Genomic DNA, 26,205 nt, shown 5'->3' with positions numbered 1-26,205 from the left:
GCCCAGGAAGCTTTGATGAAATTTCAAGACGAAATCAATTTCACCGCGCTCGGCTGGGTCAAGAGCGAGCTGGACGCCACGCTGGAGCACGCGCGCCTGGCGCTGGAAGCCTATGTCGAGAATTCGGCTGATGCCGCGCGCATGCGCGACTGCGTTGCCGATCTGCATCTGGTCAACGGCACCCTGCGCATGGTGGAACTGTATGGCGCGGCGCTCGTGGTCGAAGAGATGGAACGCGTTGCCGACGGGCTGGTCGACGGTGCGATCGCGGTCAACGACGACGTGCTGTCGGTGCTCATGCGCGGCATCGTGCAATTGCCGGACTATCTCGAACGCCTGCAGAGCGGGCACAAGGATATTCCGATCGTCCTGCTGCCCCTGCTCAACGACTTGCGCGCCGCGCGTGGCGAAAAGCTGCTGACCGAATCGGTGCTGTTCAGCCCCGACCTTGCCGCACCGCTGCCGGCCGCCACCGGCGTTGCGTTGCCCGCCGCCGAGCTGCGCGTTGAAACGCTGCGCCTGCGCAATTCGTTCCAGCGTGCGCTGCTGCTATGGATCCGCGACAGCCAGGCGAGCGAACCACTCGAACGCATGGGCGACGTGCTCGATCGTCTGTACTCCGCGTGCGCTTTCGACGACGTGCGCCGGCTGTGGTGGGTGGCGAACGGCGTGCTCGACGGCGTGCGTTCGGCGGCGATCACGGCGAGCATCGCGATCAAGCTGCTGTTCGGCAAAGTCGATCGCGAGATCAAGCGCCTGGGCGACGAAGGCGAAGCGGCTTTCGCGGCCGCGCCGCCGCGCGACCTGACCCGCAACCTGCTCTACTACCTTGCGCATGCCGACGTCGAAACCGCGCGCGCGGGAGATATCCGCGAGCTGTACAAACTCGACAGCCTGCTGCCCAGCGCGCAGGAGCTCGAACACGCACACGGCTCGATCTCCGGACACAATCGCGCCCTGCTCGACACGGTTGCCGCGGCGATCAAGGAAGATCTGCTGCATGTCAAGGAAGCCCTGGATATCTTTCTGCGCGCTGGCGGCGATCCGGCCTCGCTCGCGGTGCAGACCGACGTGCTCGATCGCATTGCCGATACCCTCGGCATGCTCGGTCTGGGCGTGCCGCGCCGCATGGTTACCGAACAGCGCGAAATTGTCGGGCACATCGCTCTCGGCACGGCACAGGCGGACGAGGCGACCCTGCTCGACGTCGCCGGCTCGCTGCTCTACGTCGAAGCCTCGCTCGATGACCACATCGTGCGTCTGGGCGTCGATCCGCTGGCGGCCAGCGCGCAGGAAGCGCAATTGCCGCAGGCCGAGATCGCGCGCGTCCTCGATGCGCTGATGCGCGAGTCGGCGGTGAACATCGCCCAGGTCAAGACCGACATTATCGCGTTCGTCGAGGCGCCCTGGGATCATTCGCGCGTCGAACAGATTCCGCGCCTGCTCGAGGAAGTCTCCGGCGCCGTCGACATGCTCGGCCTGCGCGAGGCGGCGCAGCTGATCATCGGCATCCTGCGCTTTGTCGAGACCGAGCTGTTGCAGCATCGCCGCGTGCCCGATCACCGGCAGATGGACCTGTTGGCCGATGCGCTCAGCTCGATCGAGTACTACCTCGAGGCGACGCGTGGGCAGCGTGCAGGGCGCGAACACATTCTGGACAAGACCGAAATCAGCCTTACCGCGCTCAACTACTGGCCGCTGCCTTCTGCCGCTGCGCGTCACATTGCGCCGCCAGACGATCAACCGTTGCCGGTCGACGAACCGGTCGAGCCTGCCGAAACAACGGCAACACATGTCGAAGCCGAGGTTTCGCCGCACGCGGCGAACGAGGCCGATGCATTCGTTGCGGATGCGGTTCTCGATGCGGGTACAGTCCAAGCCGAAGCCTCTCTCCACGCAGAGGCTCCAGCGCAAGCCGAAGTTGAAGCCATAGCCGAAGAGACATATGTTCAAGCCGAGGCGCATGCTCCAGCCGATGCTGAGGCCCGTGCCGAAGTGCAACCCGAAGTTCAAGCGCAGCCGGAAATCCAAATGCTGGCCGAAGTCCAGCCGTCTGTCGAAGTCCAGCCGCCGGCGCAAGCCGCCGCACTAGCGGATGGCGATCAAGGCGAACAGGAAATCCCCGATCCCGATGCGGTCAATCACGGCATCGATTTCGGTTTCGATGTCGATCCCATGCAGGCGCTCGACGGCGAGATTCGCGAGATCTTCCTCGAGGAAGTGCAGGAGGAAATCGCCAGCCTGCGCGCGCAGCTGCCGCAGTGGCTGGCGAGGCGCGACGATTTCGAGCGGCTCAAGCAGATCCGCCGCTCGTTCCACACGCTCAAGGGCTCCGGTCGTCTGGTCGGCGCCAAGGCGCTCGGCGATTTCGCATGGAAGGTCGAGAACATGCTCAACCGCGTGCTCGACAAGACCGTTGCGCCGAGCGATCCAGTGCAGCTTCTCACCGGCCATGCCGTCGACGCGCTGCCCGACCTGCTGGTCGCCTTGCGCGGCGGCGAGCGTCCGCCGGTCGATATCGTGGCGATCAAGCAAGTCGCCGACCGGCTGGCCGCGGGCGAAGAAGCGTGGGTCAATGAGATGACATTGCGCCCGCGCAAAATCGCTCGCCGCGCGCCCGCAGCTGTTTCAGCGCAGGATGGCGTGCCGGCGCCTGCCGCGGATTTGGCCTTCGCCGCCGCCGCGCCGCAGGGCGAGGGCTTGCCGCAACTCGACGCGTTGCTGTTCGATGTGCTGCGCACCGAAGTCAGTGGGCATCTTGCGGTGATCGATGCGTTCGTCGGCACCGCACGGAATGCGCCGGGCACACCCGTCAGCGCGGAGTTGCTGCACTCCACGCACACACTCAACGGCGCGATCGCGATGGTCGAGCTGCCGCAGATCAGCCAGGCACTCATGCCGCTGGAAGGGTACGTCAAGGGCCTGCAGGCCTGCGGCCAGGCACCCGGTGCCGAGGGTGTTGCCGTGCTCGCCGATGTGTCGGCGCAGATCAAGGCGGCAATCTCGGCGCTCGAACGCTCATCGACGCAGCTGCCCGATTTTTCCGCATTGGCCGCGCACATCGAGATTCTGCACGCCGCGCTGCCCGATACGGAAGCGCAGACTTCGCTGTATGCGCACGAATACGCGCATGAAGAGGACGCTGTCGATCACGCGCCTCCTGCAATCGAGACCATGCCCGCACCTGTCCACGAAGCGGCGGCACTCAGCGCACCGGCAATGCCCGCTGCACCGCCGATGCTCACCAGCGCAAAACCGATTCGGGTCAGAGTCGAGGACCAGGCAGCGATCGATGCGGCGCTGGCCCAGATCGAGGCCGAACTGGCGCATACGCGGCGCCGGCCGGCAAAGCCGTCCGAAGTTCCGGCTGTCGTCATGGACGACGCTGCACCGCTGCACGATGCGCCCGCTGAGTCGCCACATCTTGAGTCTCTGACTTTGACAACCGAACCGACTGGCGCGGACGAAGCCCCCGCAATGGCGGACGTCGCGCCGAGCGAGCCCGTCGATACGCAATCGGCCGCGGCGGTCCATGCCGGCGCTCCGGTCGACGAAGCCAGCGAATTCATCTCGCTGCCCGAACACACCGCGCAAGACGCGCCGTCGGAGTCGCATCATGCGGTGGAGTTCGATGCCGAGCTCGAAGCTGCTGCGCTGGCGTTCACGACCGAGCCGGCCTTCGAGCTCTCGCCGCCATCCATAATCGAGGTAGCGCCGGCTGTCGAAGACACTGCCTTCGCCACACTCGACGAAAGCCATCCGCCTGCGCCGGATCACACCCAGGTGCCGCTGGACTTCAGCGTATCCGCAACCGGGCGGCCTGAGCCCGCGGCGTTTGCTGCGCCCGAACCCGTCGTGCCGGAACAACACGAAATTGCGGCGCCGGTCGAAGAGGTTGGACCGTCGTCGCCGGTCGGCATCGGCGAACCTGCGATCCAGACACGCGAACCCGAGGCGCCGGCGGTGTCCGAGCCCGAGCAGACCGAACAACCACTAGCCGCGGCGTCGGCCGAAACCGCGGCTCCGCTCGCAGACATCAGCGAAGCGTCGATCCAGATGCATGAGCTCGAGCCTTTGCCAACAGCAGCGGAGCCCGAGCCTGCTCCGCCGGAACCGCCGCCTGCCGGACCACCCGAGCCGTTGCCGGCCGGCTGGTATGCACCACCGCAGATCGACGCGGATTTGCTCGATATCTTCGTCCAGGAAGCGAGGGAAATCCTCGACCATTCCGATGCGCTGATGGCGCGTCTGCGCGACACGCCGCAGGACCGCGAACTGGTCAGCGGCCTGCAGCGCGATCTGCATACGGTCAAGGGTGGCGCGCACATGTCCGGGCTCGCGCCGATCGGCGATTTGAGCCATGCGATGGAATCCCTGCTCGAGGCGATCAGCGAACAGCGCCGCGGCATGAGCGACGGCGTGATCGTCGCGCTCGAGCACGGTTTCGACAGTCTGCACGGACTCGTGCAGCGGGCCGAGGCGCGGCAGCCCGCGCAAATGCCCGAAGCGCATATTCGGCGCATCGAAGCATTGGTGGCGGAAGAAGCTGTGCCGACAGAAAGCGCAACGGTGCCCGCGCCCGCGGCGCCAATGCCTGCAGTCATCGCCAGCGCAACGCCAGCACGCGCGGCGGTTGCCGAGGAGGAGGACGCGCAGGCGCGCGCGCCGCAGGAACAGATCCGTGTGCGCGCGGACCTGCTCGACGCCTTGGTCAACCATGCCGGTGAAGTCGCGATCTACCGCTCGCGTCTGGAGCAGCAGGTCGCCGGTTTCCGCTTCAACCTGACCGAGTTCGATGCGACGGTCACGCGTCTGCGTGAGCAGCTGCGCAAGCTGGAACTCGAAACCGAAGTGCAGATCCTCTCGCGCTACCAGCGCACCGACGCTGGCACCTCCGCGTTCGATCCGCTGGAACTGGACCGCTTCAGCCAGCTGCAGCAGCTGTCGCGCAGCCTGTCCGAATCGGTCTCCGACCTGGGTTCGATTCAAGGCACGTTCGACGACCTGACGCGCCAGTCCGAAACCCTGTTGTTGCAGCAGTCGCGCGTCAACTCCGATCTGCAGGAAGGCCTCATGCGCACGCGCATGGTGCCGTTCGATTCGCTGGTGCCGGCGCTGCGCCGTACCCTGCGCCAGACCGCAAGCGAACTCGGCAAGCGCGCGCAGCTCTCGGTGCAGGGTGCGCAGGGCGAAATGGACCGCAATCTGCTCGAGCGCATGAAGGCGCCATTCGAGCACATGCTGCGCAATGCGCTGGCGCACGGCATCGAGACGCCCGCGGATCGCGAGGGCGCAGGCAAGCCCGCCGACGGCGCGGTCAGCATCGCGGTCAGCCGCGAGGCGACCGAAGTCGTGCTGCGCGTCAGCGACGACGGCCGCGGCCTCGATCGCGAGGCGATCCGGCGCAAGGGGGTCGAGCGCGGCATGCTTGCCGCGGATGCGACGGTCAGCGACCGCGACCTGTACGCGTTGATTCTCGAAACCGGTTTTTCCACGGCCGAAACCGTCACCCATCTTTCCGGTCGCGGCGTCGGCATGGATGTCGTCAACAACGAGATCAAGCAGCTAGGCGGCTCGCTCGCGATCGACTCGCCACCCGGCACCGGCGCGGCCTTCACCGTGCGCCTGCCGTTTACCCTTGCGGCCACGCAGGCGATTCTGGTGCGCCTCGGCGAATCGACATATGCGATCCCGATGTCGGCGGTGCAGGGTGTGGTGCGCATCGCGCACGACGATCTGGACCGGCGTCTGGCGTCGGCCGAGCCGGTCTACACCTATGCCGGGGATTCGTTCGTGATCCACGAGTTGTCGCAACTGCTCGGCGTGCCCGCAGCGCGCGTCGTCGACGAGGCGCAGGTGCCGTTGCTGATGACGCGCAGCGGCGACCAGCGCGCGGCGATCCGCGTCGATGCGGTGCTTGGTTCGCGTGAAATCGTGGTCAAGTCGGTCGGGCCGCAGATCAGCTCGGTGCCGGGCATTTTCGGCGCCACGATTCTCGGCGACGGTTCGGTAGTGATGATTCTCGACTTGCCGCCGCTATTGCGCCGCGCTGCGAGCCAGCGCGCCCAGGATGCCGTCAGCGGCGCGCCCGCGCCTCTGCTGCGGGCGCCGGTCGTGGCCCAGGAGAAACGCCGTCCGCTGATCATGGTGGTCGACGATTCCATCACCATGCGCAAGGCGACGTCGCGCGTGCTCGAGCGCCAGGAGATGGACGTCATCACCGCGAAAGACGGTCTGGATGCCGTAGAGAAACTGCAGGACCACATCCCCGATCTGGTCGTGCTCGATATCGAAATGCCGCGCATGGACGGCTATGAGTTCGCGACCTACATGAAGAACGACGCGCGCACGCGCCTGGTGCCGATTATCATGGTCACCTCGCGCACCGGCGAAAAGCACCGCCTGCGTGCGCGGGAAATCGGCGTGGAGCGTTACCTCGGCAAGCCTTATCAAGAGGCCGAGCTGTTGCAGAATATCCAAGACGCGCTGGCGGAACGCCGCTGATGGTTCAGTTGCCCGCCAGCGGCGTGCGCGTTGCCCTGCTCAATCAGGGCGCCGAGCTGAAACCCGGGCTGCGCCGGGCGTTGATCATGCTTGGCGCGGACATTGTCTATGAGGCGTCAGCAAGCTTGCTGGATCGCGCGCAGCTCACTACCTCGGGTGCGCGCGTGGTCGTGGTCAATCTCGGCGCCGATGACGAGCCGGTCCGCAAAATCCAGGATCTGCTCGACGTCGGCGACTACGAAATCGTGATCAACGATATCGAGACGGCGGCGCAGCTCGGCGATGCCGAACAGCTGCGCTGGGCGCGATTGTTGGTGGGCAAGATTCTGCAGCGTCCCGACTTCGACCTGCCGCCGCGGCCGCAGGGTTCCGAGGTAGTCCCGGGCTCGGCGCCGTTGTTGTCGTCGACGGATTGGCCGCAGCTGAGCGATGACGTGGCTGCGTCTGCGCCAATGCCTGCGGCCAAGGCCGCTGCAGCGCCCGTTTCGACCGCAGCGGAAGATGCGCCGGCTGCCGCCGCGCCCGTGACGGCGCCCGACTGGTCGCTCGCGCCGCTGCACGAAGGCGAGCCAGAAACGGCCACCGGCAAACCTGCCCCCAGCAACGAATTCGGCATCGAAACCATTCCCGCGCAGGAATACCTCGCAGCAAAAGACCGTACCGGCGCGGCCGGGTACACGGGCGATATCGATCTGGATTTCGATCTCGTTCCGCTGGAAGCCGAGGCCGAAAGCGACCCGATCGCGCGCGAGCTGGCCGATGTTCTGCGCGAGCGTGCGCGCACGCATGTCAAGCCAGCCGCCGATCCTCCGTCCGCCGCGCAGCCACCCCGCAAACCAAGGAAAAAGTAGGCGCCATGACCGATTCCCTGCCACGCGAAATCCGCGGCGTCATGATCCCGATCTCGGGCGGCCGCGTGTTGCTGCCGAACGCCACGATCGCCGAAGTGATTTCCTACAGCGCGCCCGAGAAAATCGAGAACGCGCCGGACTGGCTGCTCGGGCGCCTGACCTGGCGCGGCTGGCGCCTGCCGCTGTTCTCGTTCTCGATACTCAGCGGCATCGCCACCAGCGAAAGCGTCGGCAGTGCCAAGGTTGCCGTGCTCAAGGCGCTCGGCGGCAACGCCAAATTACCGTTCGTCGCGCTGCTTGCGCAGGGTTTCCCGCGCCTGACCACCGTGCTGCCCGACCTGCTCATTTCGACCGGCGGCGAAGACGCACAGGCGCCGGGCGTGCGTGCGCACGTACTCGTGCGCAACGATCACGCGGTGATTCCGGATCTGGCCCTGATCGAGAGCATGGTCGCCGACGCAATGGCCGCTTAGAGCATCCAACAAAATCTACTACGCTCGATGTTGTGCGCCGGCAGGTGCTCGGACAGCGAAGGCAGGATGCCGAAGCGAATGGCCCGTAGGGCGAGCCGCGGATGCAGCGAGTAATCCTTATTTACTGGCAAGTAAACTCCGGTTCCTGTGCTCCGGCGTCGCGCAAGTTCTCGTCGCTCGCGACGATTTTGTTTGGATGCTCCAGGTTTGCGGGCGAATCCGCCACGGTGGATTTCGTCTCTTCGCTGACCCATACTTCGGCGCCGGAAACTTGCGCGCGATTGAAGCGAATTGCGGCAAAGTTGATTTTTACTTTTGTGGAAACCGAGCATGGCGAACGAAACGGGCGATCGCGAAGCGCAGATCCAGCGCGCCCTGGGCAAGTCCTGGTTCTATCCATTGACCTTGCCGGACGGGCGTGCGCTGCCGAGCTCGCATGCCGGCCGCGTCGACGCGATCCATCTGACCCGCGCGCGCATGCTCGCTGCGTTCGTCGATAGCGAGTTTGCGGGCGCGCGCAGCGCATTGAGCGCAATCGACATCGCCTGTCACCAGGGCTATTTTTCGCTGCAGCTCGCGCGCGCTGGCTTCGGCCGCGTCGGCGCGATCGACGCGCGCGCCGAGCATGTTGCCGATGCGGCCCTGCTCGGCGCGATCTTCGCCACGCCCGCGCTGCAGGCACGCCAGCGCGACGTGTTCGCCCTGCGACCCGACGCCGACGGCAGCCACGATCTGGTGCTGATGTTCGGCCTGCTGTATCACCTGGAAAACCCGGTCGGTGCGCTGCGCGTGGCTCGTTCGCTCGCGCGCAAGGCCTGCGTGATCGAAACCCAGGTCGTTCCGCATATGTCCGGCATGGTCGACTGGGGCAGCTACGAATATGTGCGCCCGCTCAAGGGCTGCTTCGGCATCATCGACGAAATCGATGAGACGCATGCGCCCGAAGCGAGCGTGACCGGCGTCTGCCTCGCGCCAAGTACGGAAGGTCTGCTCTGGCTGTTGCGCGCGGTCGGCTTCCGTGACGCATACGTATTGCCGGTGCCGGCCGATGGTTACGAGCAGTTGCGCCATGGCAAACGCGTGATGGTAGCGGCGCTGGTTTGATAAAGCGGACGCGACGAATCGCGCCCGCGGCGACTTCAGGCCAATCCCAGCTCAAGCGCCTGTGCGTGCAGGGTCGGCGTGCCGGCAAGTACGCTGCTCGTGTCGAGCGTCAATTCGCGCCCGCCAAGATCGGTGAACGTACCGCCGGCTTCGCGCACGATCACCGCGAGCGCGGCGATATCGAGGATATTCACATCCGATTCGATCACCAGATCGAGGCTGCCGCGCGCGAGCAGATGGTAGTGGTAGAAATCGCCGTAGCCGCGCGTGCGGCCGCAGCGCTGGATCAGGCCGGCGAGCGCATTCCAGCCTGGACCACGAGACAAGGTCTTGACATTGCCGAACGAGATCGCAGTCGCCGCACCGAATTCCGCGGTCTGCGCGATGCGGATCGGCGCGCCGTTCAATCGAGCATCGCTAAACCAAGCGCCGCCGCCGCGCCGCGCCCAGGCGGTTTCGCAGAACTCCGACGCGCTGGATACGCCGAGCACGAGCTCGCCGCGATACATCAGCGCGATCTGCGTCGAGAACATCGGATAGCCGCGCACGAAGCTGCGCGTGCCGTCGATCGGGTCGATCAGCCAGAGGAAATCGCCTTCGCCCTCGCGGCCTTCTTCCTCGCCGTAGAACGCGTGCTCGGGAAATGCAGTCTTGAGTACGCGCTTGATCGCCGCTTCGGCCTCGCGGTCGGCAATCGTCACCGGTGTCTGATCGGCCTTGATCTCGACTGCGAAGCCGGCGCGATAGTGGCGCGCGATCACCTTGGCGGCAGCGGCGGCTGCCTGCTTTGCGACGTCGAGCGCGCTGTCCAGAAATTGAGAAGTCGGCATGGTTTGCTTTTAGGGCTGAGGGCTGAGGGCTGAGGGCAGAGGGCAGAAGAGCAGGTAGTTGGTCGGTTTGAAATAATGCTCCGTTCGCCCTGAGGTATCGAAGGGTGAACGGCACGCAGGATTGCCGCTCATGGTTCGATACCTCACCACGAACGGACAAAAGAATTTCAAACTGACCCACTACCGAAGAGCAGCATGCTACACGCTGCGACGCTCTTGATCTTCGGCCTTCAGCCCTCGCCACTCAAAACACCTTGAGCAACTGTCCGCGAATCTTGAGCAACACCGAACCGTCGCTCTGCGGCTCGCCGACGTACTGCAGCGCGTCGAGCACATGCGTATCGCCATCGCGCGCGGCGAGCTTGAGCTCGGCCTCGTAGTGGCCGGCGGCAGCGGTAAACATGCCGTCGGCGAGCAGCGGGCCGCCGAGATCGCGCAGCTCGCCGGAGATGCCACCGTCGGGCATGGTGACGAAGGTCGCGTGCAGGTCGCTGAGTCGCGCCTGCGCCACGCCGGACACAGCCGCATCGCGCCATAATGCGCTGCCGTTAGCGCTTTCCACCCACGCGCCGCGCAGCCGTGCCTGCTTCAGCGCGATCTCGATGCGGCCCTGCAGGTTCAGGTTGGGCACGCCGATCGCCGGTTCGAGTACCGTGGCGGGCAGCTGGATCGTCGCATCGCGGATATCGAGCTGGCGATCCGCGCTGCGCGTCAGCATCGCCTGCGCCGTCGCGTCGCCGCCGCTGACGTTCACCTGCACGACCCAAGTACCTTTGAACAGGGGTAGTGCCTGCAGCTGCCAGTCGAGCACGCCGAGTTCGCGGCCGAATACGCGCATGCTGCCAGCATGGCCATGCCACAGGCTGCCGCTCAGATCCGCCAAGGTTACCGGTCCGAGCCGGCTCGCAAACCAGCGATAGGCGATATCGGCAGGGCAAGTCCACGCCGCAACGCCGACGCACAGCGCAACGATCAGGAGACCCAGAATAGATTTGCGCAAAAGCTGCATTGTGTATTTCTAAACTTTATTCGCAGCTTGCGATGAAAGCAGTGTCGACGGGTGCCCCGTCCCGCGACCAGCGATTCACTGCTGCTCTTCCAGCACCACGCGCGCGTTGACCAGACCCAGGCCTTCCACGCGATCCGTAGAAAAATCGCTGGCTTCGACGCCGTAGTCGCGTGCCAGGCTTTCGATCCAGCCGATCAGCCCATCGAAATTCGCCGCCTCGAAGCTCACGCGCACGCTGCGCGCACCGCTGGGCTCGACGCGCTTGAGGGCGTCCGCAAGGCCGGCGCCGCGCGCGCTGACATCGGCCAGTGCGAGCAGGGACTTGCCGCCGCGGTCGGCAGCATGCGTGCGCGCACTCAGCCCAGGCAGTTCCGCCTGGGTCTGGCGCATCCACGCCAGCGCCGCGCGATCGGCATCCACGCGCGCGGTCAGTTGCTGACGCGCCTGCGCGAGCGGATGCCAGACGAGGGTCCAGATCAGCAACAGCGCAACGACGATCGCGCCGATGGCGAGCACGCGCCGGTCGCGTTCGGGCAACGCCGCAAGACGTGCACGTATCATGACTTGCCCGGCGTGATACGCACGCGGCCATCGACGCCGTCGGCTCCGGGATTGACCGAAGTGACCTCGGCCTTGAGCCCGTCGAGGCCACCCATGCGTTCGCGTACCAGATCCAGGGCCTGCACATCGGGAGCGCGCAGGTTCAGCTCCAGCGTTGCGTTGTGGTATTCGACACCCTTCAGCACCACGCGCGTCGAACTGCCGAGCACTGGCGCGACGCGGCTGAGCGCGCGCAACAGGCCGCCGGCCGCATCGTCGCCGCGCAGGCGCGCCAGTTCGCTCTGCATCAGCTGGCGCGGGTCGCCATCGACATGGTCGAATTTCGGGAAACTCGCATGCAGCGCATCGCGCATCGCGACGTCCAGGCGCGCGGACTCGGCGCGCAGCCGCAGCCAGTCGCCGATCGAGTATACAAATCCCAGAAGCAGCGCGGCGGCCGCCAGCATCGCGGCGAGCCGCCACAGCCGTTGCGCCGGCATCTGCCTGTGTTGTGGCGCGAACTCGCCCTGCAGCAGATTCAGCGCCGGTTCCGCGCCAAGTTGCGCAGCGAAAAAAACCAGCGGATCGCGCTGGCGCTCGTGATAACGCGCGATCGTCGCGGGCAGGGCCTGCGCCGGCGCTGCGCGGAAATCGAATACTTCGAGCGTCGCCGGCGGACTTGCCGCGAGCCAGCCGGGCAGGTTCGCGATTTCACACACGCTCGCCTGCGCGGCGCCGCTGCGCAGCAAGGCGCGTCCGTTCTCGATCAGCAACGTGGCGCAATCGTCGGCGTAGGGCAGGGCCAAGGTTTCCGGAATCAGTGTGTCGGCATGGATGCCGTGCTCGGCCAGCGTGTCGATCCAGCCGCGCAGCACATCGCGCGCGACCACGGCGACCGCAATCGACGTATCGCCGGATCTGGCACCGAGTGCGAAATGCAGTTCCTCGACCGGGCTGGCGAGGCGATCCTCAAGTGCGAACGGCACCGCCTTGGCGAGTTGCGAACTCTGTTTCGTCAATGCCGGCGCATCGAGCAGCAGCACCTGTTCGGACGGAACCAGCACGACGATCCGCTGTGCGCGCGCCAGCGTTTCCAGCGGCGGCGCGCCCGCGCTCGCGCCGGACAACGCGCGGCCGCCGGTGTCCTGGGTCAGCCAGGCGAGCGTTCCGTCATCGTGCAAGCGCAGCAGCAATCGATCGGGCATGGGTATCGGTGTCGGGAGTTTCAGCGCGATTCTAGCAGTTGATCGCGATTCGTCCTGATCGCGAAGACCAGAAGCAGTCATTCCCGGCCGCACCTTCGGCTACAGGTCGGCGCCGCGGCTGCGCTCGATCACGCGGATGCCGCCGCCTGCGCCGCCGATGTGGTGTTCGATCAGGCTATAGAACGTGAACGGCAGGCCGTCCAGCGTGATATCGCCGCGCGCGAGGAAATAACTGCTGTGCACGTCGTAGCAATGGCGCGGCGCCGGAAGCGTGCAGTCGATCACCAGCCCCGGAGCCATGTGATGGATTTCGTCCAGCGTGGAATAATTCGCGTGACCGTCCTGCCAGATCGCTTTGGCTGTCTGCTCGGTGAGCGCGTCGGACATAGTCATCAGCACGGCCACGCTGGCAGTGTTGACGTTGATCCGCGTACCACGCGGCAAGGCGCAGACCTCGGGCGCAAGGCGCGCGTAGACATCGGCGCTGACACCCTTGACCAGGCGCAATTCGGACACATGCACGAAACCCTGTTTCGCCGGGCGATAAGGCACGTCCTGCTGCAGATAGAAGCCATCGTCAGTCATCGACGCGCTGCGCATCCAGTTGGTGATGGCCTTGGCAAGGCCTTCGTCGAGCTTGAGCACCTGTAGCAGGCGCACGAATTTTTGCTGCCAGACAGCGTCGATCTGACTGGGGTCGTCGAGCAGGTTATTGAGATTGAAACAGCCGTTGCGGTCGCGCATCGTGGCGGAAATCTCACCGCCCGGCACCGGTGTGGAGGGCAGCGGCACCGCCCACGGACTGGTGTTCGCGTCGTAGCCCGGTTCGCTGGCCTGCGCCTGCGCCAGCACGCGCGCGGCATAGGCCTCGAGCCCCTGTGCGTAGGCCTGCGCCTGCGCCTCGCGCAACTGGTTGCGCACGCGCGCCAGGTTCAGTTCGCCGCGATCGAGCAGGCCCGCGATCAGCACAGTCGCGAGCGCGACGACGAGCAGGGCGACGATCAGCGCGACGCCGCGCTGGCTGCGCAGCGGCTTCACGATCCTGCTCCGGGCAAGCCAGGATCGGTCGTCGGCCAGTCCGAGACGAGCTCGATCACGCGCGTGATTTCGCCGTAGCCTGCGGTTTCGAGGTGCACTTCGACCGCGCGCGGCAGCGCTGCGCTGGTGCCATCCGCAGCATTGCCGTTCGGCTCGGGCCACGCCGCCACCCAGCGCTGCTGCGCATCGAGATAGCGCAGGCGAAACGCGCCGACCTTGTCGCGCAGCACAGTCATCTGCGGTTGCGTGCCGGGCGCGCGGTCGAGTACCGCGTAGACGCCGCGCTCGAGCTTGTCGCCATCGAGCTGGTAAAGCACGCGCTGCAGATTGGAGCGCAATTCCGCCTGCGGATTGGCGAAGCCCAGCCGCGTGAACTCCATGCGGTCGGCCGCACCGATGAAGGCCGGCACGGTCGCCGTGCCGTAATTGCTGCGCACCGAGCGCACCACGGCCTGGCGCAGATCGCGATCGAACAGGGCCACGGCACGCATCAGCGCGCGGAAATCGTCCTGCTCGCGCACGAGGTCGGCGCGCGTGCGCACGATCGAGCTCAAGCCGCCCCAGGCCATTGCCGCCATCGCCGCGAATATCGCGACTGCGACCAGCAGTTCGATCAGACTGAAGCCATACGCCAATTTATATTTTGCGTACTTATCCATTTTTTTGCGGTTCATCGCGCCGATCCTCAACGTTGCAGATCGGTGCCGGTGAAGCCGCTCAGCTGCACCACGGGCGTAGCCGGTGCGGCGGCCGTGGCGATGCGCACGTCCAGCCGCCGGATCGACGGCACCTGGGTCGATTGCACGTCGAGTTCCCAGCGCCAGTCGCGTCCGGCGAAGCGGCGCCGGCCATTGCTGCGCCCGGCAGCCGGCAGCGGATTGGCCAAGCGCGTTTCGGCGATCACGTTCTGCGCGAGCCAGCCAGCCAGCGTGCGCTCGCGCAACTCCGCAAACGCATCGGTCTGCATCGCCGCGGTGCGCATGAGCGCAAGCAGGGCCAGCGCGAGCACGACGAGCGCGATCAGCACTTCGAGCAGGGTGAAGCCGCGTGCGCGCGGCAGCGGGTCAGTGCGCGCGCACATCGATGCCGGCCAGCGCAACCTGCCCGTCGGCCGTGCCGTCGAGCCGGTAGCGGCGGTCGAGATCGGGCAGGGCAAGTTCGATGCGGAACGGCGTCAACTCGCCCGAGGCATAGCAGAGCAGCTGCGGCTTGTCCGGAAATTGCGCGGCGAGCGCAACGCGCTGGCCGTCGCGCGTGAGGACCGCCGACAGGTTTGCCGGCCAGCTGCGCGGGCGCAATTCGTCGCCGCGATAGGGCGCCCACACGTCGTGATCCAGCCGGCTGAAACGATAGCCGCCGCGAGTGAAACTCAAACCGATATCGAGCCCGCTCAACTCGGCGCGCTCGCAGGCGTAGGTTATCAGCGCCTGCGCACGCTCGGCCTCGCGCGTGAGCGCGCGTTCGCCGCCGGCGCCGGCGATGGCCAGAGTCACCGCCGCAGTGAGCACGCCGAGAATCACCAGCACGACGAGGATCTCCATCACGGTGAACCCGCGCGCACTTGAAGCCCCTCTCCCACCGGGAGCGGGGGTGGGGTGAGGGAAAGGCCTTTCAGTTTGCATGATTTGTTGTCTGGCTTATCCCTCATCCGCCTTCGGCACCTTCTCCCGGCGGGAGAAGGGAAGCTCAATCCCAGTTGCCCACGTCGGCATCTTCGCCATCGCCACCCGGCTTGCCGTCGGCGCCATAGCTGAATACGTCGATATCGCCGTGCGCGCCGGGGTGCAGGTACAGATACGGATGGTTCCAGGGATCCTTGGGCGCCTTGTCGAGATAGCCGCCCTTCTTCCAATTCGGCGCATCCGGCGCGCCGCTCGGCTTGTTCACCAGTGCTTCGAGGCCCTGCTCGGTGCTCGGATAGACGAAGTTGTCGAGCTTGTAAATGTTGAGCGCGGTGACGATGGCCTGGACGTCCTGTTTCGCGCGCACGCGGCGCGCTTCGCCCGGATGCTCCATCACGCGCGGCACCACGATCGCGGCGAGGATGCCGAGGATGACCACGACGACGAGGATCTCGATCAAGGTAAATCCGCGCGCGGCGCGCGGATTCGCACTCAGGGTGAAACCGCGTTGCCGGGTTGGCGAATGGCGCCTGCTCATGCGTGTGCCTTGTATTGAAAACGGCTGGCGCCGATCATAGCAAAATGACCGCCTCGCCAATGTTCGACGCCAACCTCGACTCCGCCAATTCCCTCTGGAGCGCACGCGATCTCGCCGTGCTCTGGCATCCGTGCACGCAGATGCACGACCACGAGCGCATTCCGCTGACGCCGATCGCGCGCGGCGATGGCGTCTGGCTGATCGACCACGACGGCAGGCGCTATCTGGATGCGATCAGTTCCTGGTGGACCAATCTGTTCGGCCACGCCAATCCACGCATCGGCGCGGCGCTCAAGGACCAGCTCGACCGCCTCGAACACGTGATCTTCGCCGGCTTCAGCCACGAGCCGGCGATCCGTCTCGCCGAGGAATTGCTGCGTGTCGCGCCGCCGGGATTGGCGCGCGTGTTCTATGCGGACAACGGTTCGAGCGCGGTCGAAGTCGCGCTCAAGATGAGTTTTCATTACTGGCGCAACAGCGGGCAGCCGGCCAAGACGCGCTTTGTCGCGCTCACCGGCGGCTATCACGGCGAGACGCTGGGGGCGCTGTCGGTCACCGATGTGCCGCTGTATCGCGCGACCTATGCGCCACTGCTCGGCGATCCGATTTTCGTCGTCTCGCCGGATTGCCATATGCGCGAGGACGGCGAAGATTGGCGCACGCATTCGCTGCGCCGGCTCGCCGACATGCACGCCGCACTCGAACGTCATGCGCATGAGGTCTGCGCGGTGATCGTCGAACCGCTGGTGCAGTGCGCGGGCGGCATGCGCATGTATCACGCGGCGTATCTGACCGGCCTGCGCCGGCTTTGCGACGAATTCGGTGTGCACCTGATCGCCGATGAAATCGCGGTCGGTTTCGGCCGCTCTGGCACCCTGTTCGCCTGCGAGCAGGCTGGCATCACGCCGGATTTCCTGTGTTTGTCGAAAGGCCTGACCGGCGGCTTCCTGCCGCTGTCTGCGGTGCTGACCACCGCTTCGGTGTATGCCGCGTTTTATGCCGAGTATACAAGTGGAAAAGCGTTCCTGCATTCGCACAGCTACACCGGCAATGCGCTGGCCTGCCGCGCCGCGCTGGAGACGCTCGCGATCTTCCGCGATGAACCCGTGCTCGAACGCAATCGCGTGCTCGCCGCCCATCTGGCAGCCAAGCTGGCGCCTCTTGCCGCGCACCCGCACGTCGCCGAGGTACGCCAGACGGGGATGATCGCCGCGGTCGAACTGGTGCGCGACAAGGCCACGCGCGTGCCGTTCGCGGCCGCCGAACGCCGCGGCCTGCGCGCCTACCTGCATGCGCTGACGCGTGGCGTTTTGTTGCGCCCGCTCGGCGATGTGATTTACTTCATGCCGCCGTACGTGATCACCTGCGACGAGATCGATCTGATGGTCGCGGTCGCCGCTGAAAGCATCGAAGCGGCCGTGGCAAACTGACCCCCAACACCTGTCTTACATGCGCATCCCGCGAATCCATACCGACCAACCGCTGCGTCCCGGCGCCGAAGTGCTGCTGCCCGAACAGGCCGGCGAGCATGTCGTGCGCGTGCTGCGCCTGGAGCGCGGACATCCGCTGATCCTGTTCAACGGCGACGGCCGCGAATACGAGGCGACGCTGGCCGTCTTGGCCAAGCGTGCGGTCACTGCGGAAATTAACGCCGTGCGCGAAGTCGATCGCGAATCGCCGCTCAAGCTCACGCTCGCGCAAGGCATCGCGCGTGGCGAGAAGATGGACTGGATCCTGCAGAAGGCGACTGAGTTGGGCGTCGTGCGCATCGTGCCCGTGGTCACCGAGCGCACCGAGGTCAAGCTCGATGAGGAGCGCGCCGAACGCCGCGTTGCGCACTGGCGTAGTGTGATCGCCGGGGCCTGCGAACAAAGCGGGCGCACGCGCCTGCCGGAGATCGAAGCGCCGCAGCGCCTCGACCGCTGGCTCGGCGGTCTCGCCGACGACGGCGCCTTGCGCCTGGCGCTGCTGCCAGACGGCGAGGCCGGTTTGCGTCAATTTCCACAAATGGAAAATTCCTCATTCAAGGAAACCGGCGTCTTGCTTTGCGTGGGACCCGAGGGCGGATTCTCCGATCAGGACGCCGCGCTGCTGCGTCACGCCGGCTTTCACGGCTTGCGCCTGGGGCCGCGCATCCTGCGCACCGAGACCGCGGGATTGGCCGCGCTGGCGGCCTTGCAGGTGTTGGTGGGCGATCTTTAGCGTCGGATTCGTCGTTTCGGCGGGCGCAGGCGGCGCGTTACAATGGCGCCATGCAAACCCCTCCGATCATTCACTCAAGACGTGTCGCCGACGGCAGCCGCTTTCTCAAAATCGAAATCCTCGATCTGGAATTCTCCAACGGCGAACGCCGCACCTACGAACGCCTGCAGGGCGGCGGTCTCGGCGCGGCGATCATCGTGCCGATGCTCGACGACGACACCGTGCTGCTGGTGCGCGAATACGGCGCGGGCATCGAGCGTTACGAACTGGGTTTGCCCAAGGGCCGCCTCGATCGCGACGAAACGGTGGAGCAGGGCGCCAATCGCGAACTGAAGGAGGAAATTGGCTACGGCGCGCGCCAGCTGCACATCCTGCACACGCTGTCGCTGTCGCCGTCGTACATGTCGAGCATGACCCACGTCGTGCTCGCGCGCGACCTGTATCCGGAACGACTCACCGGCGACGAACCCGAAGAGCTTGAAGTCGTGCCCTGGAAGCTTTCCGAGTTGCATACCTTGATTGGCCGCGAGGACGTGAGCGATGGTCGCTCGATCGCCGCGCTGTTCATCGCGCGCGAATATCTGGCCGGCCGCTTCAAGCCGCAGGTTTGAAAGAAAGCAGAGCTATTTCGCCGCGAAGGACGCAAAAGACGCGAAGAAGAGCTTGAAGCATTGCCTTTATTTTTCATTTGCGCCTTTTGCGTCCTTTGCGGCGAAAAGGTTTTGATCCTGATGCTTTTTGAGCGATACATGACAACGAATTACGAAGAACTCACGCGCGGCTGCGCGGCGATCGCGCGCACAGCCGGGCACGCGATCATGCGCATCTACGACGACGACTTCGTGATCGAGCGCAAGGACGACAACTCGCCGTTGACTGCGGCCGACCTCGCCGCGCACCGCTCAATACTCGACGGTCTGCAAGTCTTGGCGCCGCAGATTCCGGTGCTGTCGGAAGAATCCGCCGACGAGATCCCCTGGTCGGTGCGCCGCAACTGGTCACGCTACTTTCTCGTCGATCCGCTCGACGGCACGCGCGAATTCATCAAGCACAACGGCGAGTTCACCGTGAACATCGCGCTGATCGAGGACGGCGAGCCGACGCTTGGCGTGGTGTTCGCGCCGGTACTCGATGAGATGTATTGCGCGTGGAGCGGCGGTCACGCTTATCTCGCAATCTCGCAAACCGAAAACGAACCGTTGCGCACGCGCCGGCGCGCCGATCCGCTCGTCGTCGCGGGCAGCCGCTCGCATGCCGACCCGCGCTTGCTGGCCGCGCTGGCAAAGCTCGGCGCGCACGAGTTGGTGGCGCTCGGCTCCTCGCTCAAGTTCTGCCGCGCCGCGCAGGGGCTTGCGGATCTGTATATCCGCTACGGACTGACCAGCGAGTGGGACACGGCGGCTGGCCAGTGCGTGCTAGAACAGGCCGGCGGCGGCGTGACCACGCTCGACGGCAAGCCCTTGCGCTACAACGGCAAGGAGTCGCTGCTCAATCCGGATTTCCTCGCGTTCGGCGACACCACGGTCGACTGGGCCGGCCGCCTGCGCGGCGAGGCTGTGGCGTGAGCCGCGGCATCGACGACTTGTTGCGCATCATGGCCAGCCTGCGCGATCCGCAGCGCGGCTGTCCCTGGGACGTGCAGCAGACTTTCGACACGATCGCGCCGTACACGATCGAGGAAGCGTACGAAGTCGCCGATGCGATCGACCGGCGCAATTATGCCGATCTGCGCGACGAACTCGGCGATCTGTTGCTGCAAGTCGTGTTTCACGCGCGCATGGCCGAGGAGACCGGACATTTCCGCTTCGCCGACGTGGTTGAATCGATCTGCACGAAAATGATCCAGCGCCATCCACATGTTCATCTCGACGAGAATCGGCCGGATGAAAGTGGAAATGTGGAGAAAGTTGAAAATGCGGCGGCGCAGACCATCGCATGGGAGGAACACAAGCGCCGCGAGCGCTCGGCCAAGGGTGAGGAAGATACCAGCGCGCTGGCCGGCGTCGCGCGCGGGTTACCCGAATGGCAGCGCGCGCTGAAGCTGCAAAAGCGCGCTTCCAGCGTCGGTTTCGACTGGAGCGATCCGGGTCCCGTGCTCGACAAGCTGCAGGAAGAACTCGACGAAGTACGTGCCGAACTTGCCGCCGGTGCGGCCGTGCACGACGCGCGGGCGTCCGCGGCGAATCGTGTGCGCATCACCGATGAAATCGGCGACGTGCTGTTCGTCGGCGTCAATCTCGCGCGTTTGGCCAAGGTCGATTATTCACAGGCCCTGCGCGGAGCGAACGCGAAATTCGAGCGCCGCTTCCGGCGCATGGAAACGCTGGCTGCGGCCGACGGCACCACGCTCGCGGGTAAACCTCTGGACGAGCAGGACGCTTACTGGGAACGGGCCAAGGCCGAGGACAAGGCGGGACTGCTGTAGCGGTTCCAACGTACCGCGCCGCCGATGCCCGTGTTTAAACCCTGGTGCGTCGATCCGCATCCAATCGGCGAATTTCCACCGGAGAAAACCACGTGCGCACGATCCTGGCTTCGCTTCTGCTGCTTTCTTCCTCGTTCGCCAGCGCTGACAACTGCAAGTTCAGCGCGGAACGCAATCTTGATATCGATCCAGCCGGCCTGCATGCATTGCGCGTCGAACTGGGCTCCAGCGACCTGCATCTGCAGGGCGTGGCCGGCCTGAACCGGATCGAAGTGCGCGGCAAGGCCTGTGCATCCGAGCAGGCGTGGCTCGCCGATTTGAACGTGACCCAGAGCCGCGACGGCGACAAGGTCGTCGTCAAGTCGGCCAAATCACCCGAACACCACGGCGCAATGATCGGCAACAGCTATGCCTACATCGATTTCGTCGTGCGCGCGCCGGTGGCTCTGGCGCTCGAAGTGGACAGTGGGTCGGGCGACGCCGACATCGCGAATATCGCGGCGCTCGATTTCAATTCCGGCTCCGGCGATCTCAAGCTCGAACATGTCGCGGGCGCGGTTGCGGTCAAGGTCCATTCGGGTGACGTGGTTGCGAGCGACATGGCCAGCTTCACCGTGCGCGAGGCGGGTTCGGGCGACGTACATGCGAATGGCGTGCGCGGCGAGGTCAAGGTCGGCCATGTCGGTTCGGGCGATCTGCATTTCGCCGACGTACACGGCAGCGTGCAGATCGATGGCATCGGTTCCGGCGATCTCGCGGTCGAGCGCATCGGCGGCGATGTCGTGCTCGGTTCGATCGGCTCGGGCGATGTCGAGGCGAACCACGTTACCGGCAACTTGATCGTGAAAGCCGCCGGCAGCGGCGAGATCCATCACGAGCAGATTGGCGGCAGGGTCGATCTGCCGAAGAATCACGCCGCCGACTGAAGGCACAGGTCTGTTGCGGGCCGACTTGTCTTGGCTTGGCCCAGCAACCAGAATAGCGCGCGTCGAGATTCGGGATGCGCGCATGTACGCCAGCTTTCGCGAGTTCTATCCGTACTACCTGTCCGAGCACCGCAACAGCACCTGCCGACGTCTGCATTTCGTCGGCAGTTCGCTGGTGCTGATCACCCTGGTCGCCGCGGTCGCCACGCATCATTGGGCGTGGCTATGGCTGTGCCCGTTGTTCGGCTACGGGTTCGCCTGGATCGGCCATTTCTTCTTCGAGAAGAATCGCCCGGCCACGTTCACCTATCCACTGTACAGTTTCGCCGGCGACTGGGTGATGTACCTGCAGATGCTCGGCGGACGCATCAAGTTCTGATTTGCAAAATATACTTTGGAGTAGGCGATGGTCTGGGTCGACCTGGTAACGCTGCTTGCGCTGCTCGAATTTCTCGCTTTCGGCGGACTGGTCGGCAGGGCGCGCGAAACTTACGGCGTGAAAGCGCCGGCGACCACAGGCAACGCCGAATTCGAACGCTATTTCCGCGTGCAGCAGAACACGCTGGAAACGCTGATCGTGTTCCTGCCTGCGTTGTGGATCGCCGCGCACTACTGGAGCGCGGCCTGGATGGCAGCAATCGGCCTCGTCTATCTGGTCGGCCGTGTCGTGTATTTCCGCGGCTACGTCAGCGATCCGTCGGCGCGCCATATCGGCTACCTGCTGAGTATCGTCCCAGTCGTCGCACTGATCCTGCTGGGTTTGGCCGGCATCGTACGCGCGATGCTCGGTTGAGCGCTAATCGAGAAAAATAAAAAACGCCGCGACGACGATCAGGGCAAAGCCGACGAGGTGATTCCAGCGGATCGTCGTGCCCAGATACAGGGTCGAGAACACCACGAACACGATCAGCGTGATGATCTCCTGGATCGTCTTCAACTGCGCCGGGTTGTAGCTGCGGTAGCCGATGCGGTTGCCCGGTACCTGCAAGCAATACTCGAAGAACGCGATGCCCCAGCTCACCAGGATCACGATCCACAGCGGCCGATCGGTGAATTTCAGATGGCCGTACCAAGCGAACGTCATGAACACGTTCGACGCGGTCAGCAGCAGGATCGGAACGAGATAGTCGAACATCGTCTGGCTCTCTGGTAGTGGCGCGGCAGTTGCGGCGACTCGTTATAATGGAAACTCAGTTGGAGTTCATCATGCAGCCTTGGTCGCGCCATTTTTCCACAGTTTTCCTGTTGCTCGGAGTTGTCCAGATGAGTCATGCCACCACGCCAGTCATCGTGATCCACGGCGGCGCCGGTGTGGTCGCGAAGGAAATGACGCCGGAGAAGGACAAAGCCGTGCGCGCGGAACTCGCCAAGGCGCTGCATGCGGGCTACGACGCGCTCAAGGCGGGTGCGAGCAGCCTGGATGCGGTGGCCAAGGCGATCGTGGTCATGGAGGATTCGCCGCTGTTCAATGCGGGCAAGGGCGCGGTGTTCAATCACGACGGCAGGAACGAACTCGACGCGTCGATCATGGACGGCGCAACGCTGCGCGCGGGTGCGATCGCCAATGTGCACCGAATCAGGAATCCGATCCTGCTTGCGCGCGCGGTGATGGAAAAATCGCCGCACGTGATGCTGATCGACGACGGCGCGGAGCAATTCGCCAAATCGATCGGCATGCCGCTGGTGGATCCGAAATATTTCTACACCGAAGAGCGCTGGCAGCAGCTGCAGCAGGCGCTCAAGGAAGAACAGGAACAGAGCGTCGATCCGGCCAAGACGCCGCATCACGGTACGGTCGGCGCGGTCGCGCTGGACAGCAAAGGCAATCTCGCCGCCGGCACCTCGACCGGCGGCATGACCAACAAGCGCTTCGGCCGCGTCGGCGATTCGCCGATCATCGGCGCGGGCACCTATGCCGATGTGCGCTGCGCGGTGTCGGCGACCGGCTGGGGCGAGTTCTACATCCGCGCCACCGCCGCGCGCGATATCTGCGCGCGCGTCGAGTACCGCGGCGACACACTGACCAAAGCTGCCGACGACGTCGTGCTTGGCGTGATTCCGAAACTCGGCGGTGACGGCGGCGTGATCGCGCTCGATGCGCAGGGCAATATCGCGATGCCGTTCAACACCGACGGCATGTATCGCGCGTGGATCGATCGCGACGGCAAGATGCATATCGCGATCCTTGCCGGGGAATAGGTGCTTCTCGTCAGTGATGGGAACGGAACATCAGAAGATGTAGTGCAGTCCGACCGAGCCGAGCCAGCGCGTCTCGATCTGCAGTCCGTTCACGCGCTGGTAAATCGGCGCCTGCACGAAGGCGTAGGTGGAAAAGCGGCGTGAGAAATTCCAGGTGAAGCCCGGGCTCAGATACATCAGGGTTGCGCCGCTGTTTTCGATATCCGCGTTCGCGCCCTGTTCGCGTTTTTCGACGCGCGCATTGATCTGCAGTTGCGGCACGAAGGTTGCGCTCGCCGTGTAGCGCAGGCCGAAATTCAGATTGAGGCCGCTGCCAGGTTTGAAGTCCTCGCGTGAATTGAGCGGTTGCTGGACCAGGGCCTGGGCAAAATAGCCCCAGTCCTGGCTGATCGCACCGAAATTGTATACCCCGAGCAGTACGTCGGTCGTGCCGGTACCAAGTTGCACGCCACGATCCAGCGTCGCGCCTTGCTGCGGTCCGCTCTCGAATGATTCGGTGAAATGCCCGGTTGGCAGTTTCAGGCCGAATTCGATGCCGGTGCTGTGCTGCGCATCGAAGCCGGCGTAGCGCGCGAGCACACGCAGATCGCCGATGCCCTGATCGTGGGACGTGGAGATTTTGTCGTCGCCCGCGGCGATCGTCGCATGCGAACGGTCGAACCAGGGCAGGGCGACGCTGATGCCCCAATTCCGGTTCACGCTGTAGTCGGCCACGAGCGTGTAGTTGCGGTTGATCGTGTACTGCTGGACTTCGCGATCATTCGGTGCGCGTTCGATAGGGTCGGCCAGGCTGCTGCGCGCAACGCTGTCCGTGCCCTCGCGCAACTGATCCTGATCGAAGAAATCGAAGCGCGCGTCGAAGCGCCAGCCGCCGCTGGTGGCGAGTCCCTGGCTGGCCCAGTCCGAACTCAGCGTGCAGCCACAGGCCGAGCAAGCGAAGGCGCGCGGCGCCAGCAACGTGGCGGCAGCGGCAAACAGGGCTATCGACAAACCGGCGATACGCATGAATCGTTTCTTTGTCTCTCACGTCGGCGCTTTGCGCCCACAGGTAATGCGATTTCGGGGCAACAAGGTTCAATCGCAGATCCGCCAAACGGGCACTGCCGCAGTTTTTATCTTGCCGTCAGACGTTGCCACGCACCGGATGCTTGGCCAGCTTGCGCTGCAGCGTGCGCCGGTGCAGACCGAGGCGGCGCGCGGCTTCGGAGATATTGCCTTCGCATTCGACGAGCATGCGCTGGATATGTTCCCACTCCAGGCGTTTCAGCGGCGGCGGCGTATCCGGCAGCAATGCGGTTTGATGCAGCGAGGAATTTTCCGTTTGTGCGCTGGTGAGTGCGTGCACCACCGCGTCGGCGTCCACCGGCTTGGCCAGATAGTCGTGCGCGCCGCGCTTGATCGCCTCGACCGCGGTGGCGATCGAGGCATAGCCGGTCAGCAGCAGGATGCGCAGCTCGGGCGCGATCGCCTTGAGTTCCGGGATCAGCTTCAGGCCATTGTCGGCGCCAAGCTTCAGGTCGAGCACCGCGAACTGCGGACGCTCGCTGCGGCACAGCGCCAGCGCCTGTGCGGCATCGAGCGCCGTGCTCGCGACGAAGCCGCGTGCGCCGAGTGCGCGCGCAAGCACGCGCACGAACACTTCGTCGTCGTCGATCAGCAGAACGCGGCGGCCGGAGGAAGTCTCAGAGCTCATGCGCTGGATTGTCCTCGCTGGCCAGCGGCAGACGCAAGCGCGTCAGGGTGCCGCCGCCGGCGGCGTCCTCCGCGTGCAGCTGGCCGCCGAGGCGCTCTGCGGTCGCGTTGGTCAGCGCGAGGCCCAGACCGAGGCCATCGCGTTTGCTGGTGAAAAAACGCAGGCCTGCGGCATCGCGTGCGGCGGAAGGCAGGCCCGGTCCATAATCGCGCACGTCGAATTCGATCTGCTCGCCGCTGCGTTTCGCCTCGAAGTGTACTTGTGTACTTTGCCGCGACTGCGACGCGTCGGCCGCGTTGTTGAGCAAGTTGATCAGGGCGTGGCGCAGGCCCGGGACGACGCGCAGCGGCAGCGCGCGCGATGCGGCGTCGACCTCCACGTCCAGATTCACCGCCGGGCGCAGCAGATGGAAGCGCTGCGCGCAGTCGCTGACGAATGCGTCCAGCGTGAGCGTTTCGGCGCTGTCGCCCAGCTGCGCCGCGCCGACCGCGACGAGTTCGCGCAGGATGTCGCGGCAACGCTCGGCCTGGCCCGCGAGCAGATCCAGATCTTCGCGCAGCGGCGTTGCCTCCGTGTGCTCGCGGCGCAGTTCGGTAACCAGCGTGCGGATGGTCGACAGCGGCGTGTTGAGCTCGTGCGCCGCGCCCGCGGCCTGGGTCGCGATCGCGAGGATGCCTTCGTCGCGCAGCGCGCGCTCGCGTTCGTGCTGCATCACCGTCTCTCGCGCGCGCAGCACGCGTGCGAGACGCCAGATGAAGAAGCCCAGCAGCACCGCGCTGATCGCAAAATTGGCCGCCATGCCGAGCACGTGCAGATCGAAATCCGACTCGGCATCGTGGGCGTTCGCGGCGAGCATGTGCGCGCCATGTTGAAACACGTCCGCCAGCGGGACATGCCAGAACAGCAGCGCCAGATAGGCGGCGCAGGGCAGCAACACCGCACACGCCAGATAGCGCGCCGACAGCGCGGTCGCTGCCAGCGCGATCGGGATGATGTACAGCGAGATGAACGGGTTGGTCGCGCCGCCGGTCAGGTATAAAAGGTAG

The 26,205-nt window shown here is 65.2% G+C and carries 26 protein-coding genes; 13 read left to right on the top strand and 13 right to left on the bottom strand.

The window, feature by feature from the left end; genetic code table 11:
- The first annotated feature begins 15 nt into the window (after positions 1 to 15).
- From VIE67_RS06445 to VIE67_RS06430, 4 genes are all read left to right on the top strand, one after another.
- Entirely contained in the window at positions 16 to 6,504 is a 6,489-nt protein-coding gene (locus tag VIE67_RS06445) for a FimL-related protein (protein WP_332024431.1), read from the top strand.
- Complete coding sequence (locus VIE67_RS06440) at positions 6,504 to 7,355, top strand: hypothetical protein (protein WP_332024429.1); 852 nt, start codon at positions 6,504 to 6,506, stop codon at positions 7,353 to 7,355. The genes VIE67_RS06445 and VIE67_RS06440 overlap by 1 nt, the downstream gene beginning before the upstream one ends.
- Before the next feature lie 5 nt (positions 7,356 to 7,360).
- The gene (locus VIE67_RS06435) at positions 7,361 to 7,828 is read left to right on the top strand and encodes a chemotaxis protein CheW (RefSeq protein ID WP_332024427.1); all 468 of its coding nucleotides are present in this window, start codon (positions 7,361 to 7,363) and stop codon (positions 7,826 to 7,828) included.
- Positions 7,829 to 8,158: 330 nt separating this feature from the next.
- A complete protein-coding gene (locus VIE67_RS06430) occupies positions 8,159 to 8,932 on the top strand; it encodes a class I SAM-dependent methyltransferase (protein WP_332024426.1) in 774 nt (257 codons plus the stop codon).
- Positions 8,933 to 8,967: 35 nt separating this feature from the next.
- Here VIE67_RS06430 and VIE67_RS06425 read toward each other — a convergent pair whose 3' ends face one another.
- The 9 genes from VIE67_RS06425 to gspG form a co-directional block, all read right to left on the bottom strand.
- Entirely contained in the window at positions 8,968 to 9,762 is a 795-nt protein-coding gene (locus tag VIE67_RS06425) for an inositol monophosphatase family protein (RefSeq protein WP_332024424.1), read from the bottom strand.
- A gap of 244 nt (positions 9,763 to 10,006) precedes the next feature.
- A complete protein-coding gene (gene gspN / locus VIE67_RS06420) occupies positions 10,007 to 10,771 on the bottom strand; it encodes a type II secretion system protein N (protein ID WP_332024423.1) in 765 nt (254 codons plus the stop codon).
- Positions 10,772 to 10,846: 75 nt separating this feature from the next.
- A complete protein-coding gene (locus VIE67_RS06415; RefSeq protein WP_332024421.1) occupies positions 10,847 to 11,332 on the bottom strand; it encodes a type II secretion system protein M in 486 nt (161 codons plus the stop codon).
- On the bottom strand, positions 11,329 to 12,516 hold the full coding sequence (gene gspL / locus VIE67_RS06410; RefSeq protein WP_332024419.1) for a type II secretion system protein GspL: 1,188 nt from the start codon (positions 12,514 to 12,516) through the stop codon (positions 11,329 to 11,331). The genes VIE67_RS06415 and gspL overlap by 4 nt, the downstream gene beginning before the upstream one ends.
- Positions 12,517 to 12,615: 99 nt before the next feature.
- Positions 12,616 to 13,554: a type II secretion system minor pseudopilin GspK gene (gspK, locus tag VIE67_RS06405; RefSeq protein WP_332024417.1), complete on the bottom strand. Its 939-nt coding sequence runs from the start codon at positions 13,552 to 13,554 to the stop codon at positions 12,616 to 12,618.
- Positions 13,551 to 14,228, bottom strand: coding sequence for a type II secretion system minor pseudopilin GspJ (gspJ, locus tag VIE67_RS06400; protein ID WP_332024415.1), 678 nt, complete (start codon positions 14,226 to 14,228; stop codon positions 13,551 to 13,553). The genes gspK and gspJ overlap by 4 nt, the downstream gene beginning before the upstream one ends.
- An 11-nt stretch (positions 14,229 to 14,239) precedes the next feature.
- Positions 14,240 to 14,635, bottom strand: a complete 396-nt coding sequence (gspI, locus tag VIE67_RS06395; protein ID WP_332024413.1) for a type II secretion system minor pseudopilin GspI — start codon at positions 14,633 to 14,635, stop codon at positions 14,240 to 14,242.
- Positions 14,619 to 15,176, bottom strand: coding sequence for a type II secretion system minor pseudopilin GspH (gene gspH / locus VIE67_RS06390; RefSeq protein ID WP_332024411.1), 558 nt, complete (start codon positions 15,174 to 15,176; stop codon positions 14,619 to 14,621). The genes gspI and gspH overlap by 17 nt, the downstream gene beginning before the upstream one ends.
- A gap of 64 nt (positions 15,177 to 15,240) precedes the next feature.
- Positions 15,241 to 15,714, bottom strand: coding sequence for a type II secretion system major pseudopilin GspG (gene gspG, locus VIE67_RS06385; RefSeq protein ID WP_332024410.1), 474 nt, complete (start codon positions 15,712 to 15,714; stop codon positions 15,241 to 15,243).
- A 44-nt stretch (positions 15,715 to 15,758) separates the two neighbouring features.
- Here gspG and bioA point away from each other — a divergent pair, with 44 nt between their 5' ends.
- The 8 genes from bioA (at position 15,759) to VIE67_RS06345 (ending at position 22,060) form a co-directional block, all read left to right on the top strand.
- Positions 15,759 to 17,144 carry an adenosylmethionine--8-amino-7-oxononanoate transaminase gene (gene bioA, locus VIE67_RS06380; protein ID WP_332024409.1) on the top strand — a complete coding sequence of 462 codons (1,386 nt, stop codon included), beginning with the start codon at positions 15,759 to 15,761 and terminating at the stop codon, positions 17,142 to 17,144.
- 19 nt (positions 17,145 to 17,163) lie between these two features.
- The gene (locus VIE67_RS06375) at positions 17,164 to 17,916 is read left to right on the top strand and encodes a 16S rRNA (uracil(1498)-N(3))-methyltransferase (protein WP_332024407.1); all 753 of its coding nucleotides are present in this window, start codon (positions 17,164 to 17,166) and stop codon (positions 17,914 to 17,916) included.
- Positions 17,917 to 17,966: 50 nt separating this feature from the next.
- The gene (gene nudE, locus VIE67_RS06370) at positions 17,967 to 18,527 is read left to right on the top strand and encodes an ADP compounds hydrolase NudE (RefSeq protein WP_332024405.1); all 561 of its coding nucleotides are present in this window, start codon (positions 17,967 to 17,969) and stop codon (positions 18,525 to 18,527) included.
- Positions 18,528 to 18,665: 138 nt separating this feature from the next.
- Positions 18,666 to 19,481 carry a 3'(2'),5'-bisphosphate nucleotidase CysQ gene (gene cysQ / locus VIE67_RS06365; protein ID WP_332024403.1) on the top strand — a complete coding sequence of 272 codons (816 nt, stop codon included), beginning with the start codon at positions 18,666 to 18,668 and terminating at the stop codon, positions 19,479 to 19,481.
- Complete coding sequence (gene mazG, locus VIE67_RS06360; protein ID WP_332024401.1) at positions 19,478 to 20,341, top strand: nucleoside triphosphate pyrophosphohydrolase; 864 nt, start codon at positions 19,478 to 19,480, stop codon at positions 20,339 to 20,341. Before cysQ ends, mazG begins: the two co-directional genes overlap by 4 nt.
- A 92-nt stretch (positions 20,342 to 20,433) precedes the next feature.
- Positions 20,434 to 21,267, top strand: coding sequence for a DUF4097 family beta strand repeat-containing protein (locus VIE67_RS06355; protein WP_332024399.1), 834 nt, complete (start codon positions 20,434 to 20,436; stop codon positions 21,265 to 21,267).
- An 82-nt stretch (positions 21,268 to 21,349) separates the two neighbouring features.
- Complete coding sequence (locus VIE67_RS06350) at positions 21,350 to 21,646, top strand: Mpo1-like protein (protein WP_332024397.1); 297 nt, start codon at positions 21,350 to 21,352, stop codon at positions 21,644 to 21,646.
- A gap of 27 nt (positions 21,647 to 21,673) precedes the next feature.
- Positions 21,674 to 22,060 carry an MAPEG family protein gene (locus VIE67_RS06345; RefSeq protein ID WP_332024395.1) on the top strand — a complete coding sequence of 129 codons (387 nt, stop codon included), beginning with the start codon at positions 21,674 to 21,676 and terminating at the stop codon, positions 22,058 to 22,060.
- A 3-nt stretch (positions 22,061 to 22,063) separates the two neighbouring features.
- Here VIE67_RS06345 and VIE67_RS06340 read toward each other — a convergent pair whose 3' ends face one another.
- Positions 22,064 to 22,402, bottom strand: a complete 339-nt coding sequence (locus VIE67_RS06340) for a DMT family protein (RefSeq protein ID WP_332024393.1) — start codon at positions 22,400 to 22,402, stop codon at positions 22,064 to 22,066.
- A 128-nt stretch (positions 22,403 to 22,530) separates the two neighbouring features.
- Between VIE67_RS06340 and VIE67_RS06335 the strand changes: the two genes are divergently transcribed.
- Entirely contained in the window at positions 22,531 to 23,466 is a 936-nt protein-coding gene (locus VIE67_RS06335; RefSeq protein WP_332024444.1) for an isoaspartyl peptidase/L-asparaginase family protein, read from the top strand.
- 30 nt (positions 23,467 to 23,496) lie between these two features.
- Here VIE67_RS06335 and VIE67_RS06330 read toward each other — a convergent pair whose 3' ends face one another.
- From VIE67_RS06330 to VIE67_RS06320, 3 genes are all read right to left on the bottom strand, one after another.
- Entirely contained in the window at positions 23,497 to 24,471 is a 975-nt protein-coding gene (locus tag VIE67_RS06330) for a hypothetical protein (RefSeq protein ID WP_332024392.1), read from the bottom strand.
- 118 nt (positions 24,472 to 24,589) lie between these two features.
- The gene (locus VIE67_RS06325) at positions 24,590 to 25,159 is read right to left on the bottom strand and encodes a response regulator transcription factor (protein ID WP_332024390.1); all 570 of its coding nucleotides are present in this window, start codon (positions 25,157 to 25,159) and stop codon (positions 24,590 to 24,592) included.
- Positions 25,149 to 26,205 (bottom strand): ATP-binding protein (locus tag VIE67_RS06320; protein ID WP_332024388.1); only part of this gene is annotated, 1,057 nt, incomplete at its 5' end. The genes VIE67_RS06325 and VIE67_RS06320, both read right to left, overlap by 11 nt.

The organism is Rudaea sp. (assembly GCF_036560865.1).
GTDB lineage: Bacteria > Pseudomonadota > Gammaproteobacteria > Xanthomonadales > Rhodanobacteraceae > Rudaea.
This window is presented reverse-complemented; position numbering and strand designations above follow the sequence as displayed.

Excerpts from the sequence above, each read along its gene's own strand:
- VIE67_RS06440 (WP_332024429.1), top strand. The coding sequence starts at position 6,504 with ATGGTTCAGTTGCCCGCCAGCGGCGTGCGCGTTGCCCTGCTCAATCAG.
- VIE67_RS06435 (WP_332024427.1), top strand. The coding sequence starts at position 7,361 with ATGACCGATTCCCTGCCACGCGAAATCCGCGGCGTCATGATCCCGATC.
- VIE67_RS06345 (WP_332024395.1), top strand. The coding sequence starts at position 21,674 with ATGGTCTGGGTCGACCTGGTAACGCTGCTTGCGCTGCTCGAATTTCTC.
- VIE67_RS06425 (WP_332024424.1), bottom strand. The coding sequence starts at position 9,762 with ATGCCGACTTCTCAATTTCTGGACAGCGCGCTCGACGTCGCAAAGCAG.
- gspI (WP_332024413.1), bottom strand. The coding sequence starts at position 14,635 with ATGTGCGCGCGCACTGACCCGCTGCCGCGCGCACGCGGCTTCACCCTG.
- VIE67_RS06340 (WP_332024393.1), bottom strand. The coding sequence starts at position 22,402 with ATGTTCGACTATCTCGTTCCGATCCTGCTGCTGACCGCGTCGAACGTG.
- cysQ (WP_332024403.1), top strand. The coding sequence starts at position 18,666 with ATGACAACGAATTACGAAGAACTCACGCGCGGCTGCGCGGCGATCGCG.
- VIE67_RS06350 (WP_332024397.1), top strand. The coding sequence starts at position 21,350 with ATGTACGCCAGCTTTCGCGAGTTCTATCCGTACTACCTGTCCGAGCAC.
- VIE67_RS06330 (WP_332024392.1), bottom strand. The coding sequence starts at position 24,471 with ATGCGTATCGCCGGTTTGTCGATAGCCCTGTTTGCCGCTGCCGCCACG.
- VIE67_RS06430 (WP_332024426.1), top strand. The coding sequence starts at position 8,159 with ATGGCGAACGAAACGGGCGATCGCGAAGCGCAGATCCAGCGCGCCCTG.
- gspG (WP_332024410.1), bottom strand. The coding sequence starts at position 15,714 with ATGAGCAGGCGCCATTCGCCAACCCGGCAACGCGGTTTCACCCTGAGT.
- VIE67_RS06335 (WP_332024444.1), top strand. The coding sequence starts at position 22,531 with ATGAGTCATGCCACCACGCCAGTCATCGTGATCCACGGCGGCGCCGGT.
- gspL (WP_332024419.1), bottom strand. The coding sequence starts at position 12,516 with ATGCCCGATCGATTGCTGCTGCGCTTGCACGATGACGGAACGCTCGCC.
- bioA (WP_332024409.1), top strand. The coding sequence starts at position 15,759 with ATGACCGCCTCGCCAATGTTCGACGCCAACCTCGACTCCGCCAATTCC.
- VIE67_RS06445 (WP_332024431.1), top strand. The coding sequence starts at position 16 with ATGAAATTTCAAGACGAAATCAATTTCACCGCGCTCGGCTGGGTCAAG.
- gspN (WP_332024423.1), bottom strand. The coding sequence starts at position 10,771 with ATGCAGCTTTTGCGCAAATCTATTCTGGGTCTCCTGATCGTTGCGCTG.
- nudE (WP_332024405.1), top strand. The coding sequence starts at position 17,967 with ATGCAAACCCCTCCGATCATTCACTCAAGACGTGTCGCCGACGGCAGC.
- VIE67_RS06325 (WP_332024390.1), bottom strand. The coding sequence starts at position 25,159 with ATGAGCTCTGAGACTTCCTCCGGCCGCCGCGTTCTGCTGATCGACGAC.
- VIE67_RS06415 (WP_332024421.1), bottom strand. The coding sequence starts at position 11,332 with ATGATACGTGCACGTCTTGCGGCGTTGCCCGAACGCGACCGGCGCGTG.
- gspJ (WP_332024415.1), bottom strand. The coding sequence starts at position 14,228 with ATGAACCGCAAAAAAATGGATAAGTACGCAAAATATAAATTGGCGTAT.
- gspH (WP_332024411.1), bottom strand. The coding sequence starts at position 15,176 with ATGCAAACTGAAAGGCCTTTCCCTCACCCCACCCCCGCTCCCGGTGGG.
- VIE67_RS06375 (WP_332024407.1), top strand. The coding sequence starts at position 17,164 with ATGCGCATCCCGCGAATCCATACCGACCAACCGCTGCGTCCCGGCGCC.